The 15,645-nt window shown below is 66.3% G+C and carries 15 protein-coding genes; 8 read left to right on the top strand and 7 right to left on the bottom strand.

What is annotated here, in order from left to right:
- The first annotated feature begins 126 nt into the window (after positions 1–126).
- Genes EH209_RS20450 through EH209_RS20435 form a run of 4 tightly spaced genes read left to right on the top strand, consistent with a single transcriptional unit; the run spans position 127 to position 4,553 of the window.
- Entirely contained in the window at positions 127–1,395 is a 1,269-nt protein-coding gene (locus EH209_RS20450; RefSeq protein ID WP_229380159.1) for an ABC transporter substrate-binding protein, read from the top strand.
- A 14-nt stretch (positions 1,396–1,409) separates the two neighbouring features.
- Entirely contained in the window at positions 1,410–2,420 is a 1,011-nt protein-coding gene (locus EH209_RS20445; protein ID WP_211338402.1) for a carbohydrate ABC transporter permease, read from the top strand.
- Positions 2,417–3,340, top strand: coding sequence for a carbohydrate ABC transporter permease (locus tag EH209_RS20440; RefSeq protein WP_126664665.1), 924 nt, complete (start codon positions 2,417–2,419; stop codon positions 3,338–3,340). The genes EH209_RS20445 and EH209_RS20440 overlap by 4 nt, the downstream gene beginning before the upstream one ends.
- Positions 3,341–3,380: 40 nt before the next feature.
- The gene (locus EH209_RS20435; RefSeq protein ID WP_126664664.1) at positions 3,381–4,553 is read left to right on the top strand and encodes an ABC transporter ATP-binding protein; all 1,173 of its coding nucleotides are present in this window, start codon (positions 3,381–3,383) and stop codon (positions 4,551–4,553) included.
- Positions 4,554–4,637: 84 nt separating this feature from the next.
- Here EH209_RS20435 and EH209_RS20430 read toward each other — a convergent pair whose 3' ends face one another.
- From EH209_RS20430 to EH209_RS20405, 6 genes are all read right to left on the bottom strand, one after another.
- The gene (locus EH209_RS20430) at positions 4,638–5,345 is read right to left on the bottom strand and encodes a DUF4013 domain-containing protein (protein WP_126664663.1); all 708 of its coding nucleotides are present in this window, start codon (positions 5,343–5,345) and stop codon (positions 4,638–4,640) included.
- 151 nt (positions 5,346–5,496) lie between these two features.
- Entirely contained in the window at positions 5,497–7,140 is a 1,644-nt protein-coding gene (locus EH209_RS20425; protein WP_211338401.1) for a PH domain-containing protein, read from the bottom strand.
- Entirely contained in the window at positions 7,130–7,591 is a 462-nt protein-coding gene (locus EH209_RS20420; RefSeq protein ID WP_126664662.1) for a PH domain-containing protein, read from the bottom strand. The genes EH209_RS20425 and EH209_RS20420 overlap by 11 nt, the downstream gene beginning before the upstream one ends.
- Positions 7,592–7,640: 49 nt before the next feature.
- A complete protein-coding gene (locus tag EH209_RS20415; protein ID WP_126664661.1) occupies positions 7,641–9,377 on the bottom strand; it encodes a PH domain-containing protein in 1,737 nt (578 codons plus the stop codon).
- Positions 9,378–9,382: 5 nt separating this feature from the next.
- Positions 9,383–9,844, bottom strand: a complete 462-nt coding sequence (locus tag EH209_RS20410; protein ID WP_126664660.1) for a PH domain-containing protein — start codon at positions 9,842–9,844, stop codon at positions 9,383–9,385.
- A gap of 96 nt (positions 9,845–9,940) precedes the next feature.
- On the bottom strand, positions 9,941–10,195 hold the full coding sequence (locus EH209_RS20405) for a BolA/IbaG family iron-sulfur metabolism protein (RefSeq protein ID WP_126664659.1): 255 nt from the start codon (positions 10,193–10,195) through the stop codon (positions 9,941–9,943).
- 132 nt (positions 10,196–10,327) lie between these two features.
- Between EH209_RS20405 and EH209_RS20400 the strand changes: the two genes are divergently transcribed.
- The 4 genes from EH209_RS20400 (at position 10,328) to EH209_RS20385 (ending at position 14,443) form a co-directional block, all read left to right on the top strand.
- The gene (locus EH209_RS20400; protein ID WP_126664658.1) at positions 10,328–10,822 is read left to right on the top strand and encodes a DUF7523 family protein; all 495 of its coding nucleotides are present in this window, start codon (positions 10,328–10,330) and stop codon (positions 10,820–10,822) included.
- A 179-nt stretch (positions 10,823–11,001) separates the two neighbouring features.
- Positions 11,002–12,033 (top strand): patatin-like phospholipase family protein, encoded by a 1,032-nt coding sequence (locus tag EH209_RS20395; protein ID WP_211338400.1) that lies wholly within the window; start codon positions 11,002–11,004, stop codon positions 12,031–12,033.
- A gap of 102 nt (positions 12,034–12,135) precedes the next feature.
- Positions 12,136–13,632: a cysteine--tRNA ligase gene (gene cysS, locus EH209_RS20390; RefSeq protein WP_126664657.1), complete on the top strand. Its 1,497-nt coding sequence runs from the start codon at positions 12,136–12,138 to the stop codon at positions 13,630–13,632.
- A 115-nt stretch (positions 13,633–13,747) separates the two neighbouring features.
- Positions 13,748–14,443 (top strand): DUF6517 family protein, encoded by a 696-nt coding sequence (locus tag EH209_RS20385; protein ID WP_211338399.1) that lies wholly within the window; start codon positions 13,748–13,750, stop codon positions 14,441–14,443.
- Between the two features lie 104 nt (positions 14,444–14,547).
- On the opposite strand, the gene EH209_RS20380 is transcribed toward EH209_RS20385, so the two are convergent.
- A complete protein-coding gene (locus EH209_RS20380) occupies positions 14,548–15,615 on the bottom strand; it encodes a presenilin family intramembrane aspartyl protease PSH (protein WP_126664656.1) in 1,068 nt (355 codons plus the stop codon).
- Between the last annotated feature and the right edge of the window lie 30 nt (positions 15,616–15,645).

Here is a 15,645-nt window from a genome sequence, read left to right as displayed (position 1 = left end):
CTCTCTGTGCGTGGTATCGCCAGCCCGCAGGGTATTCATCAGCCGGTTTAGCAGATTCACTCAGAATGTAATTAATTATGGAAACTATTAAGGGGGGTATGGACTATTAATTATGTGTGATTCACTGTGGTCGACGGTAACAACCTATCACGTCGAACGATTCTCAAGGGTGCGGGTATAGCAGGAACGGCGAGTGTAACCGCCCTCGCGGGCTGTACCGGCGGTGGCGGCAGTACGCTCGAAGTCCTCCACGGATGGACCGGCGGCGACGGCGCCGAGGCCGCCGACGCGCTCTTCTCGGCGTTCGAGGAAGAGCACTCGGACCTCGAGTACGACGAGAACCCGATCGGTGGCGGCGGCAACGAAAACCTCGACCAGACGGTCGCGAACCGCCTCCAAGGCGGCAATCCGCCGAGTTCGTTCGCCGGCTGGCCGGGTGCAAACTTGGAGCAGTACGAGGACGCCGTCGGCGACATCGAGTCGGAGGTCTGGGACGAGGCCGGCCTGAAGGACGCCCACGTCGAGGAAGCGGTCGAACTCTGCCAGCACAACGGCGGCTTCTCGGCGGTCCCGCTCGGCTCCCACCGCCTGAACGACCTCTTCTACAACGTCAGTGTCCTCGAGAGCGCCGGTGTCGATCCGAGTTCGATCGACAGCGCCGACGCGCTGATCGACGCGCTTGACGCCGTGGAGTCGGAGACCGACGCGACGCCGTTCGCGTTCTCGCTCGCGCCGTGGTGTATCCTCCAGACGTGGGCCCAGACGATGCTCGGCGAACACGGCTACGAGGCCTACATGAACTTCATCGAAGGCAACGGCGACGAGAGCGCCGTCCGCGACACTTTCGAGAAGCTCGAGCAGATCCTCGGCTATATCAACGCCGACGCGTCCTCTGTCGACTTCACCGAAGTCAACCAGGACATCATGAGCGGCGACGCCGCGTTCATCCACCAGGGCAACTGGGCCGCCGGCGCGTACATCGCAGATGACAAGGATCTCACGTACGGCGAAGACTGGGACGCGATCCAGTACCCCGGAACGGAGGACTACTACACCCTCCACATCGACTCGTTCATCTACCCGAGCGACAATCCGACGCCGGACGATACCGCAACCTGGCTCCAGTTCGTCGGATCCGAGCCGGCACAGGTCGCGTTCAACCAGTCCAAGGGATCGATCCCGACGCTGACGGACGTGTCTACCGACGAGTTCAACGCCTATCTCACGGACACGATCGACGACTTCGACAACGCCTCGGAAAAGCCGCCGACGCTCGCACACGGCCTCGCCGTGGACACGAGCACCCAGGCCGACCTCGAGGACGTCCTCAACAACAACTTCGCGGACCCCTACGATGTTGACGGCGCCACGAGTGGCTTCATGGACAGCGTCTAACTCGTCCCATAAACATGAAACGTTTTTTAGCATTACTGCGTAGCGTCCGGCGTAACCGTGACGACGGGCCCGAAAGCGGGCGGACGGGTCGCGAGCGACGCGTCAGGACCGACGGGGGAACGACTGAGGGACGCTCGACGCTCCGACGCTGGCTCGACAGCGACATCGTGCAGTCGTCGCCGTTCTGGCTGCCGCCGTTCCTGCTGATGGGCTTTTTCGTCTACGCCGCGATCGGCTGGAACCTCCTGCTCTCGCTGACGGAGTACTCCGGATTCGGAGATCCGGACTACAGCAACCTCAGTCTGCACAACTACCGGGCGATGCTGGACGATCCGGGGATGTGGGCGGCGACACGGAACACGTTCGTTCTGCTCGTCGGCTTCACGGTCGTCTGTCTGATCGTTGGCCTCCTCCTGGCACTGCTGCTCGATCGGGAGATTCGGTTCAGCAGGTCGTTTCGGACGATCTACCTCCTGCCGTTCGCCCTCTCGTTCATCGTCACGGCCCAGTTCTGGCGGTGGATGTACAACGTGAACAACGGTATCGTCAACCAGTTCATCGGGCTCTTCGGCCTTGGCCCCTACAACTGGCTCGGGAGCCCCCGCCTCGTGTTGGGGGCGGTGATCTTCGCGCTCGTCTGGCAGTTCAGCGGGTACACGATGATCATCTACCTCGCCGCGCTCCGGTCGATCCCGAACGACCAGTACGAGGCCGCACGAGTCGACGGTGCGAGCACGGTTCGAATGTACTGGCGCGTAATCGTTCCGCAGTTACGACCGGCGATGGTCAGCGCGACCGTCACGTTAGTGCTGTTCGCGTTGAAGGCGTTCGACTTCCTGTACGCGACCTTCGACGGTTACCGACCCCGCCGCGGGGCCGACATCCTGGCGACCAAGATGGTCCGTGAGTCGTTCGGCCGATCCGAATGGGCCTACGGGTCGTCGATCGCACTCATGTTGTTCGTCCTGTCGCTGGGAGTCATCGCACCGTATCTGTACAACCAGTACAAGCGAGGGAACCTATGAGCGAGCAAACAGTTACCACCGAAGAGGCGGCGACGGAGCACGAGACCGGCGGGATTTCGATCGGCCGCGTCGGACTGTACACCACGCTGATCGGCCTCGTCGGGTTCTATCTGATCCCGATCGAGTCCGGACTCGTGACGTCGATCAAAACGCCGACCGCACTTCAGGAGACATTCCCGTTCTTTCCACCCGCTGGAAGCGGGATTACGGTCGAGAAGTGGCAGATCGCGTTCGATTACCTCGCGCCCGGGATGGTCAACAGCATGCTGTTTACGATCCCGTCGACGATCCTGTGTGCGCTCCTCGGCAGTATGGCCGCCTACGGGCTGACGCTCGTCGACTGGCGCGGGCAGATCGCCGTGCTGGCGCTGTTCATCGCGGGCATCTTCGTCCCATATCAGGCGGTGATCGTCCCGCTCTTCCAGTTCTGGAGCCAGTACATGCAACTGAGCGCGCGGCTCTCGTTCCTGTGGGGCCTCCCGCTGCTCGAGCCGCATTACGCGACGATCCTCGAGTTGATCATCACGCACACGGCCTACGGGATTCCGATCGTGACGCTGCTGTTCCGGTCGCAGTACAAGACGATGTCCGAGGAGATGATCGAGGCCGCGCGACTCGACGGCGCGTCGATCTGGCGAGTCTACCGACGGATCGTCCTGCCGCTGTCGATCCCAATGTTCGCGGTCGTGTTCATCTTCCAGTTCACCCAGATTTGGAACGAGTTCCTGTTCTCGCTGACGATCATCGGGAGCACCAACGATCCGGCCGCGTCCGCGACCCTTATCCTGTCCGGGCTCGGCCAGTCGCTCGAGGGAACGGATTACCCGCTCCGGATGGCGGGCGCGTTCATCACGGCGCTCCCGACGCTGCTCGTCTACGTGCTGTTCGCCGACAAGTTCGCGGAGGGAGTACAGACATGACCGACCGACAACTAACGATACGCAACTGGAGGCTCTGACGATGGCAGAAACCCAACTCGACGACGTACGAAAAGTATTCACGGAAGACGACGGCAACGAGATCGTCGCCGTCAACGACGTATCGATCGATATCGAGGACGGGGAGTTCCTCGTCCTCGTCGGCCCCTCGGGCTGTGGCAAGTCGACGACGCTGCGGATGATCGCGGGACTCGAGTCGATCACGGACGGCGAGATCTGCCTCGACGACCGGGTGATCAACGACTTGCCGGCGAAGGAGCGAAACATCGCGATGGTGTTCCAGTCCTACGCGCTGTACCCGCACATGACCGTGCGGGAGAACATGGCGTTCGGACTCGAGGAGTCTACCGACCTCTCGGACGACGAGATCGCCACCCGAGTCGAAGAGACCGCCGAGATGATGGGGATCGATCCCCTGCTGGACCGGAAGCCGGAAGAGCTCTCCGGCGGCCAGCAACAGCGGGTCGCGCTCGGCCGCGCGATCGTCCGGGAGCCGGCCGTCTTCCTGATGGACGAACCTCTCTCGAACTTAGACGCGAAGCTCCGCGCGCAGATGCGGACCGAGCTCCAGCAGCTCCAGGAGCAACTCGAGACGACGACGGTCTACGTCACGCACGACCAGACGGAAGCGATGACGATGGGCGACCGGATCGCCATCCTCAACGACGGCGAACTGCAGCAGGTCGGCACGCCCCTCGAGTGCTATCACGAACCCGCGAACGCGTTCGTGGCGGACTTCATCGGCGAGCCGGCGATGAACTTCTTCGACGTCACGCGCCGCAACGCGGACGGCGACGGAGCCGTCCTCGTCGGCGAGACCCTCGAGTACGCCGTCTCGAACGACATTACGACGGCGATCGGCGATCGGAACGAGCTCGTCCTCGGCGTGCGGCCGGAGGATATCGACATCCAACACAGCGACGGCAACCCCCGGCGCGCGGACGGCCACACCGTCCCCGCGACGGTCACCGTCGTCGAACCGACCGGCGACGAGAACATCGTTTATCTCGATCTCGGCGAGGACGGAAGCGAGACGGCCATCGTGACGATCGACGGGATGAGCCGGATCGAGGCCGGCGACCGCGTGGTCGCGCACATCCCCGAGGACGCGATTCACGTCTTCGACGGGAAAACCAACGAGACGCTCCACAACCGTCGCGTCGAGAGCAGCGAGCCTCGAGCACCGAACATCTGATCGACGACGACCGACCCGCCGGTTCTCGAGACCGGTGATAGCGACTCCTTCTCTCGAGATGGCTCGACGTTCGATCGGCCGTTCCTATCTCGGCCCGCCGCCCGACGCTCGAGCGTAGCCGACGCCGACGGCGCGGGCGCCCGCGACGACGGCGTAGGCGGCGACCCCCGCGGCGAGCAACCCGAGTACGTCGCCGCGGCGGACGGCCGTCGCGGCCAGCCACGCCGCGAACACGACGAACGAAAACCCGACGGTCCACCGCAAGAAGTACGTCGGATCGGTCAACACGGGCAGTACCGTCTCCGCCTCGGCCGCCGCACGCAGTCGTCCGGTCGAGACGCTCGCGGCCACGGCGGCCGGGTACACGTACGCACACGCGGCGAAGAAGAAGATCGCGATCGTCGAGGAGACGAGCGAGAACAGTCCCAGCCCCGCGCCGTTGTCTTGTGCAAGCGCCGCCGGCGTCTCGATCAGCGACCGCGTCAGCAGGGCGATCGCCGGGACGAGGACGACGACCGACAAGGCGAGCGCCTCGAGGCCGGGACGGACGACCGCCCGAACGGACGGCATCGGTCGTCGCTCGTCCGATCCGAGGATGACGGCCGCCGTTCCGAAGAGGACGACGGCGCCGACGAACGCGACGGCCGCGGGAACGAGCGCGACGATCGACGGCGCGACCGCGACCGCGTACCGCACCCCGACCGCGAGCGCGACGACGCTGACGCCGCACCTGAGCAGCGCCGCTCGTCCGAGGGCGTCGCTGACCGGGTACCGAAGCGCGTCGCTGATCATGACCGTCCCCGGTGGCGTTTCCCGGTTGATCGGTCGATGCCGGCTGAAGCCATACTCTGCGAGTCGAACGGTCGGGGCAAAAACGTCGTGGTCTCCCGTGGCACTGCAGCGCCGTCGGGCGTCGACTCGAACGCGGTGTCGGCGCGGGAACTCACGGCCGGTCGCCGGGCTCCACCGAGAGCCCGACGTCGTCTCCGGCCCGCTCGCGCAAGGCCGTCTGCAGTCGTTCGCCGCAGGTTTCGTGGAGCGTCCGCGCCGTCTCGAGATCGATGTCCTCGATCGTCGGTTCCGACCAGGTAAACGTCTGGGAGCTGGCCGTATCGACGACTAGCGACGCGAGTCCGAGGCGGCGCTGGAAGATCGACCGCCGGGTCGAGAGCGTCTGCACGCGGTAATAGGGAATGACGGTTGTCCGCCGTCGCCAGAACCCGCGCCGGATCACGATGTGATCGTCCCCGACGTGATAGCCGATGTTGACGTATTTCAGGTGCGCGGCGAGCGGCGCCGCGGCGACGACGACCGCGGCGAGATACCAGCGCTCGAGGCCCGTCACTCGACTGGCCCCGAAGGCGAGAGCGACGACGCCGACGGCCAGCAGCGAATAGCGCACGAGGTACCGACGCCGGGCCAGCGGCGACGCGCCGCGAAAGTCGGGGCGGTCGACGCCGGTCAGCGCCGTCGCAAAGCGATAGATCCGCGATTCGGCGGCCATCGGAACGGCCGACTGATTTCCGCCGGTGCTCTCGGGCCCGTAACCCGCCGTCTCGACCCAGAGGCCGGCGTAGCCGACCAGCCGCTGGAGCGGGTTGGCGGTGATCGTCACCGACTGGATCTTGTCGGTCGGGATCGAGCCGCTGTAGCGCTGGAGCAGGCCGCGTTCGTAGAGCAAGTCGTTTCCCTGCCGGCCGAGTCGGAACCCGTAGTAGTTCACGATCGTGTAGAGCGCGCTGGCGACGTACGTGGCGACGAACCACTGTAGCGCGGCGACCGCGGCCAGGACGAGGAGCGCGTGGACCGGGGCCCCGTCGATCGATTCGGGACCGCCGACCGTCCGGGCGGTCTCGAAGACGAAGTCGGGAACGAAGCCCGCACCCGAATCGGCGTCCAGCAACAGGGACACCAGCAGAATCGGGAAGACCGCCGCACCCCACCGGAACGCCGTCGCGGCGTAGACCAGCAGTTCGCCGACCTCGAGTTCAAACAGGGGCGTCGTCGATCGGTCGCCTCGAGTGGCGCCATTGTCGGGCTGGGGCTCCGCGACGTCTTCGTCCGCAGTCTCGGAGACCGAATCGGTCGCCGCGGACCCCTCGGCCGCGTCGCTCGCGTCGTCGAGCGCGGCCGTTCGCCGTCGAATTTCCGAGCGGACGCGATCGGCCTCGTCGTTGCTCACGAACTGTAGCGTCGCCTCGGTGCTGCCGCCGCCGGCGGTCTCGATCGAGACGACGGCGAGGCCGAGCAGTCGCTGGACGATCCCCTGCGAGACGTCGACGTTCTGGACGCGGCGGTACGGAATCTCGCGGGCGCGCCGGGAGAATACTCCCGACGTCACGTCGAACGTGTCCGCGGTGAGCGCGTACGTAAAGCGGTAGTAGTAGGCGAGGCCGTAGCCGACGCCGACGACGAAGCCGAGCGGAGCGAGGACGAACAGGAGGTCGACGGCGAGGTCGGCGTCGATACCGAGGACGGTCGGGACGATTCCGATGAGGAACACGGGAATCGAGAGTCCGTTGACGCCCCGCCGAAGAGCCATCATCGCCCCGCTGAGCGGGTGGAGACGGTTCGTCTCAGACGCCATCGTCGGCCTCGCTTTCGACGGCCAGTTTGCGAAGCGTATCCTGCAGGTCGCGCGCTCGGTCAGGGGTCAGCCCCGGAATGCGGACGTCCGCGTTCCGGGAGCCCGCCGTGTAGACGACCACGCTCGAGAGTCCGAGGGCGCGCTCGATCGGCCCGAACTGCGTGTCGACGTGCTGGACGCGAACGAACGGCACCGAGGTCTCGACGAACGTGAGGACACCCCGTTCCAGATAGAGCGCGTCGGACTGGACTTCGTACTGCCAGACCCGGTAGAGCTGTACCGCGTACGCGATTCCGAGGCCGAGGCCGAGGAGCACGACGGTGGCGATCGCGGCGGTCGGAACGTCGGTCACCCACTGATCGACGGCCGCGAGCACGATGCCGAGAGCGATCGCGCCGATCGCTCCCTTCGCGATCCAGAAGAGTCTGATGCGGGAATGGAGGACTTCCATAGCTGAAAAATGTTAGTGCTGTTCAATAAAATCTCGGGATCGTCGCGACTCAAGTAAAGTCGATCGTCAGCCCGCTGTCGTCGGCCCGGGCGCGATCGTGCAGGGCCGTCTGGAGGCGTTTTCGGCCGGTACCGTGAACGTCGCGCGCGTCCTCGAGGTCGACGTCGTAGATCGTCGGCGACGTCCAGAAGAAACTGCGCGAACTCGCCGTGTCGACGACCAGAGACGCGAGACCGAGGCGACGCTGGAAGATCGTTCGACGCGTCGAGACCGTCTGGATTCGGTAGTAGGGGATCACGGTCGTCCGTCGCTTCCAGAAGCCCCGCCGGACGACAAGGTGGTCCTCGCCGACGTAGTAGCCCAGGTTGACGTACTTCAGGTAGGCCGCGGGCGGGACCGCGACGAAGACGACGGCGGCGGCGTACCAGCGCTCGAGGGGAGAAAACTGCGCGACGGCGAACGCGGCCGCGACGACGAGGGTTGCGACGATGGCGTATCGAGCGAGATACCGTCGGAGCGCCGTCGTCGGCGGGCTCCGAAAGCGCGGCGATTCGACGCCCGTGAGCGTCTCGGTGAACCGGTGGACGCGACCCTGTTCAGCCAGGGGCACGGCCGACTGGCTGCCGCCGCTGTCGCTCTCGGGACCGTAGCCGGCCGTTTCGACCCACAGTCCGGCGTAGCCGATCAGTCGCTGGAGCGGGTTGGCGGTCACCGTTACCGACTGCACCTTCTCGACGGGGATCGAGCCGCTGTAGCGCTGGAGCAGCCCGCGCTCGTAGACGAAGTCTCCGCCGGCCCGACCGAGCCGGAAGTCGTAGTAGGCGGCGAACGTGTAGACGACGCTCAGCACGTACGCGGAGACGACGCCGTTGACGAGCGACACCACCGTGAGAATACCGTAGCTGGCGGTCGACCCCTTACCCAGGTTCGCGGGGCCGCCGAACGGCCGCGCGGCGCTGACGAGCAGTTCGATGGCGAGGTCGGTCGCGAGGAAGAACAACCCCAGCAGGGCCGCGGCTGCGGCGGGACGGAACGACGTAAACGAGTAGAGCAGGAGTTCCCGCGCTTCGAGTGCGAACAGGTGCTCTCGACGCGGTCCCTGCGAGTCGGGTCCGGCGACGCGGTCGCGACCGTCCGAGACCGGGTCCGAGTCGCTCGTTGTCGTCCCGTCCGTCGAGTCGGATTCCGCCGTCGGTCCGTCGGCGTCGGGCGCCGGTTCGTCGAGGTCGGTCGCAGCGCTCGTCCGCTCGGTCTCGGCGTCGCTCGAGGCCTCGTCTGTCGCAGGGCTCCGCTCGTCGGCCGCCGACGCGGCGGACCGTCCGCGCCCGCGGCGGCGGTCTTTCACCTCGGCGGTTCGCGTGCGGATCTGGTGTTGCAGCCGGGTGGCCTCCGATTCGCTGACGAAGTTCAGCGCGGCCTCGGTGCTGCCGCCGCCGGCGGTCTCGATGGAGACGACGGCGAGGCCGAGCAGGCGCTGAAAGACACCCTGTCGGACGTCGACGTTCTGGATGCGTTCGTACGGGATTTCGCGCGATCGGCGGGCGAGCACCCCCGAGGCGACGTCGAACGTATCCGGGGTGATGCCGTACTCGAACCGGTAGTAGTAGGCGATTCCGTAGGCCGCTCCGGCGACGAGTCCCACCGGTGCGGCGAGGGGGACCCAGGCCGACTCGATCGCGTCGAAGATCCCGCCGAGGAGGAGCGTGAGGATCGACGCGACCGACAGCCAGAGGAACCCGTACTGGAGGGCGTACGCGGCCGCGCTGAGTGGGTGCAGACGGTTCATCGCGGTCAGACGGCGTCGGTAGCGTCGCTCTCGGTGGCGAGTTGGCGGAGCGTATCCTGGATCTTCTCTGCGCGCTCCGGCGTCAGCCCCGGAATGCGAACGTCGGCGTTCCGCGAGCCCGCCGTGTAGACGACCACGCTCGAGAGGCCGAAGACGCGTTCGACGGGACCGAACTGCGTGTCGACGTGCTGGACCCGGACGAACGGGACCGCGGTCTCGACGAAGGTGACGACGCCCCGTTCGAGGTAGAGCGCGTCCGACTCGATCTCGAACCGCCAGACGCCGTAGCGTCGGACGGCGTAGGCGACGCCGAGGACGAAGCCGAGTGCAACGATGACGCCGAAGGCGACCGTCGGAACGTCGACGAGCCACCGGTCGACGGCGGCGAGTCCGACGCCGAGACCGATCGCCGCGAGCGCTCCCTGGGCGATCCAGAGGAGTCGAACGCGGGGGTGAAGCGATTCCATACGCGTACCTTTCAGGAACGGCGGATAAAACTGGGGTTCGGCGGTTCGACGGCGCGGCCGACGGTCGGGGGAGCGCCAGCCATGATCATCCGTCGGTTAGCCCTCGTACTCCTCGTATTCCTCGGGCGTGTAGGTCGACAGCTCGAGGGCGTGGATGTCGGTCGTCATGTGGTCGTCGAGGGCGTCGTAGACCTGCTGGTGTTGCTGGACCAGCGGCTGGCCCTCGAACGCGGGCGAAACGACCGTCGCCGCGAGGTGATCGTCGTCGTGTTCGTCTCGCGCGTGCGTGACCGTCGCCGTCGCGTCCTCGAGGTTCGATTCGATGAGTTCCTCGACGTCTGCCAGTTGCATAGTCGAAACGACGGGCGCTCGAGGCAAAAACACGGCGGTCCCGGTGCGTCCGAGCGAGGGAGCCGACGATCGACCGACCCGCGATCGGCGAGCGGCGTCGTATTTATGGTGTCGGCCGCCCCGATGGGCGGTATGTCACTGGCCGCCGAGACCCGGCGCACGGCCGAGGAGCATCCGTTTCTCGTGACGGCACTGCGCGCGGGAATCGTCAACTACACCGCCGCCGCCCGGTTCCTCGAGGTGGACGGCGAGACCGACGCGATCGCGACGGCACTGCGCCGCTACGCCGAGGAGTTGTCGGCCTACGAAACGGACTCGCGCGACGTTCGCGTGCGCATGGAAAGCGGAATCGGGTCTGTCGACGGCGACGCGGAGGCGCTGCTCACCGTCGGCGAAGCGGCCTTCGCTCCCGACGGCGGCGACGGCGACCACACGGCGATCGTCGCGGCCGGGGCCGTCGACGCGTCTGCGCTCGCCGCAGTCCTCCGGCGGTTGTCACTCGAGGAGATCACACCGATCGCGGCCGGCGTCGGCGAGGGGTCGCTGCTGGTCGTCGTCGATCGGCTGGCGGGTGCGAACGCGTTACGGGCCGTCGAGGACGCGCTCGCAGCCGTGCCGACCGAATAGCCGCTCGCGTTACCGTTAATATATTTACAGGTGGCCGTTGGCTATCGTGGTTGTCGGATGACTTCTCGAACCACGGCGACGCGCACGAACCGAGTACTGATCCGATCACTGGGTCGACGGGCCGAGCGAAACGGCGATATGGGGGCCCTCACTCGACGACCGAGCGGGCGTGATGGCGGATGAGCGACGGAAACGGCGATGCGAGTCAGTCGGACGCGACGCCCGAATCGACGATGGCTGACTCGAACGGGCCGCGACAAATCGCGATCGCCTGTCAGGGCGGTGGGAGCCACACTGCATTCGCGGCGGGCGTGCTCCGCGAACTCCTCGCGAACTGGACAGCGGACGAGGAACGGTTCGAACTGGTCGGCATCAGCGGCACCTCCGGCGGCGCCGTCAATGCGCTGGGCGTCTGGTACGGACTGCTCACCGGCGGCCCGTCGACGGCGGTCGAGATCCTCGACGGAATCTGGAGCGATCTCGCGGCGACCGACGCGTTCGATCGACTCCTCAACGATTGGGTCCGGACCTATACCCGTCTCGACAGTATGGGCGTCGGGCTGCCGAGCGTGAGTCCGTACTGCGTCCCCTACGACGACGCGGCACAGCGGCGACTGGCCGAGATCCTCGAGCGATACATCGACTTCGACGCGATTCCCGAACTCGGCGGCGCCGAGCGACCGGAACTGGTCGTCGGCGCCGTCAACCTCGAGCGGGGCGACTTCGAGACGTTCACCGCCGAGGACGTCACCGAGGACGCGGTGCTCGCCTCCGCGGCGCTGCCGACGTTGTTCGAAGCCGTCGAAATCGACGGGCAGCGCTACTGGGACGGCCTCTTCTCGCAGAATCCGCCGGTGCACGACCTGATGTCGGTCCCCGGCGAGCGGACGCCCGACGAACTCTGGGTCGTTCAGATCAACCCCCAGCGACGGTCGGAGACGCCGACGACGCTTGCGGAGATCGCCGACCGGCGCAACGAACTCGGCGGGAACATCTCGCTGAATCAGGAGCTTCGGTTCATCGAACGGATCAACGAGTGGATCGAGGCGGGCCACTTCGACCATCCCGACTACACGGTGACGACGACCCATCGAATCGAACTCACGGGGTATCACCACGCGACCAAACTCGACCGTGATCCCGATTTCCTCGAGGAACTGATGGCGCTGGGGGAGCAGCGGGCCGCGGCGTTCCTCGCCGATCGGAACTAAGCTCGCCGCCGCGATGGATGTCGCGTGCATCCCGGCGTTTCGGCCGTCACGCTCGCGAAGGAGGTCAAACGCTTTAACTACCATCCACGGGAAGTATCGCTAATGACCCTGCACGTGACGAACACGTTGACGGGCGAGAAGGAGCCGTTCGAGCCACGGGATCCCGAGAGTGTCCTGCTGTACTACTGTGGCCTGACGGTCTCCGACCCGCCCCACCTGGGCCACGCGCGGTCGTGGGTCCACGTCGACGTCATGCACCGCTGGCTCGAGTACATAGGCTACGACGTGCGTCACGTCGAGAACTTCACCGACATCAACGAGAAGATCGTCGCCCGCGTCGGCGAGGACGACCTGGGCGAGGACGAACTCGACGTCGCCGAGACCTACATCGAACGCACCCTCGCGGACATGCGCTCGCTGAACCTCCTTCGGGCCGAGGTCTACCCCCGCGTCTCCGAGCACGTCCCCGAGATCATCGACCTCGTCGAGACCTTGGTCGAAGAGGGCTACGCCTACGAGTCCAACGGCTCGGTCTACTTCGACGTGACGAGCTTCGAGGAGTACGGCAAGCTCTCGAACCAGGAACTCGACGAGATCGAGTCTCAGGGCGATCCGGACGAGCGCTCGGAAAAGCGCCACCCCGCGGACTTCGCGCTCTGGAAGGCCGGCGCCGTCGACGAGAGCGCGATCGAGGAACACCGCCACGAGGGCGCGGCGCCGGCCGAGGAGGCCTGCGAGACGTCCCAGACGTGGGAATCGCCGTGGGGCGAGGGCCGGCCCGGCTGGCACATCGAGTGCTCGGCGATGAGCATGACCCACCTAGACGAGACGCTGGACATCCACATCGGGGGACGGGACCTCGTCTTCCCCCACCACGAGAACGAGGTCGCCCAGTCCGAGGCCGCCACGGGCCAGGCGTTCGCGAACTACTGGCTCCACTGCGAACTGTTCCAGATGGACGACGAGAAGATGTCCTCGAGTATGGGCAACTTCGTGACCGTCGACGACGCGGTCGACCAGTGGGGAGCGAACGTCCTGCGGACGTTCCTGACCGCGGGGTCGTACAACAGCAAACAGCTCTACTCCGACGAGACGATCGCCGAGGCCGAAGAACGATGGGATCGCCTCGAGCGCGCCTACGAGGCCGCTGTCGAGGCGGTCGACTCCCCCGACGCGCGGACGAAAGTCGAGGACGCGTCGTTCCGCGAGGAGATCGAGACCACCCGGGAGTCGTTCGTCGCGGCGATGAACGACGACTTCAACACGCGCGAGGCCCAGTCCGCGCTGTTGTCGGTCGCGACGGCGATCAACGCTCACCTCGAGGACCGCGCGGAGTACGACTACCGTGGTCTCCGCGAGGCCGTCGAGGCCCTCGAGGAACTCGGCGACGTGCTCGGGCTCTCCTTCGCCGGCGAGACGACCGGGACGGCCGACCTCGCGGGCGACGTCGTCGACCTCGTCCTTGAGGTCCGCGAGCGCGAACGCGAGGCGGGCAACTACGAGCGCGCCGACGACCTGCGCGACGAACTGCAGGCGCTGGGGATCGAGGTCCAGGACACCGACGACGGCGCGACCTATCGGCTGCCCTCCGGCGAGTAGCGGTCGGCCGACGGTCCGCGAACCGTCGATTCCGACGCCGGCGTCCGTCTCTCCGTTCCACGACGTGACGAAGACCACGAAATTTATACTGCAGAATACGGTCGACCAGAATAGTATGAATCGACGACGTTTCGTTGCCGCGGCTGCAGCCGGTGCCGTCGGCGCATCGGCGGGCTGTCTCAGCGATCTCATCGACGACGCCACGACGTTCGAGGCGTCGCCGATCCGCGTCAGCGAGGACGCGGCCGGGGAGGCCGGCTACGAGTACCAGGGAACCGAAGAGCTCGTCGAAGAGCGGGAGTTCGCCGGCGAGTCGGTCGAAGTCACGAACTACCTCACCGACTACACGCGGATGATCGAACTGCCGGGCCTCGGCTCCGAGCAGGAAGCGGGCGTCTTCGCGCTCGTCTCGACGCCGCAGGTCTCCGTCGCCGGCGAGGAGTTCAACCCTGTCGGGGAGATGTCCAAGGCCGAACTCGTCGAATACCTGCAGGGACAGTACGAGGGCCTCGAGGTCGGCGATAACATCGGCGGCCGGGCCATCACCAAAGACGAGATCGACGGACTCAACGCGGCGGTGCGGTTCGACACGTGGGAGGGATCGGCGACGCTGCAGGGTGAAACCGAAGTCGACGTCTACGTCGACGTCGCCCGGGCCGAAGACGGCGGCGACCACCTCGTCGTCGTCGCCGTCTATCCCGACGACGAGAACGTTCCGATGGAGTCCGAGCAGGACCGCGCCGATACCATGACCGCCGGGATCCAGCACGGCGACGACGTGGATGTCGAACTCAAGAACGGCGACGAGTAACTCGAGCGGGCCCCGATCGTACTCGGTCCGAGCCGGTGTAATTCAGCGCGATTCGTTTTCCCGCAGACTAGCATTCTCGAGGCCGGAGCGGTCGCCAGCCGCGATCAGAGGCCGAGCGCCGTCGCCAGCGAGAGCCCGCTCGCGAGCGCGCCGACGAGGTAGCCGGCGATCGCACCGCCATTGAGCAGCGGCAGTCCCGCGTGGGGTCGACCCTTGAGGACCATGTACATGAGCACGAGCAGGCCGGCGATCGTTCCGAGCAGCGCGCCTAGCGCCGGGACGTTCAACGTGATCACGGGGACGTCGATCATCCCGACCTCGAGGAAGTACGCCGCGCTCGCGACGAGGACCGTCGGAATGACGGCGTCGCCGAGCCCGATGAAGAGGGCGTCGCGCTCGAGGGCGTCGTCCCCGTCGGCCGCCGGGTCGGCGTCGGTCTCGCCCGCCGTCGGCGCGTCGTCGGGACGCGGCCCGCCGTTGGTGCTCGAGGCTGCGTTCGGACTCGAGTCGTCGACGCTCTCGGCGTCGGCCGCTTCGTGGCCGTCGACGACGCCCTCGGTGCTTTCGGGGTCGAGGTAGGAAAAGGAGAGCGTCGTCGGGACGACGAGGACGACGGGAATCTTGAGCGCCATCACGCCCTCGGCGAGCTCAAGCATGTGCTCGGTGCCGTAGACACTGATCGCGTCGTAGACCGCGAGGACGGTCAGCAACAGCAGCGCGGGGAGGAGCCCGAAGCTGATGCCGAACAGGGCGGCCGCGCCAGCACCCATCACGACGCCAGTGAGGTCGATGACGTACCACTCGGGATACAGCAGGAGGGCGCCACCGACGGCTACGGCGGCGGCCGCAGCGGCGACGTTGACCGAGCTCACCGTGACCACGGACGGGATGAGTTCGTCGAAGACGTACCACGAGATCATCACGCTGACGCCGATGATCATGGCCTTGATGAGCCACTCGACGTCGTACTTGATGGTGACGAGCATGAGCGCGGTCGCGACGAGAATGATACCGAAGTAGACGAGACTGTTGGTCGGATCGTCGGGGTTCTCGACGGACTGGTGGCCGCCCTCGTAGAAGGGTTCGACCAGCGCCAGCGCGCCGAGTTGGACGCTCAGAAAGAGCGCGACCGTGAATCCGACGGCGAGAAGGACTCGCGTCCGATCGTTCATAGCCCGCGGTTCGCACCCGCCTCGTATGGG

This window comes from Haloterrigena salifodinae, assembly GCF_003977755.1.
GTDB lineage: Archaea > Halobacteriota > Halobacteria > Halobacteriales > Natrialbaceae > Haloterrigena > Haloterrigena salifodinae.
This window is presented reverse-complemented; position numbering and strand designations above follow the sequence as displayed.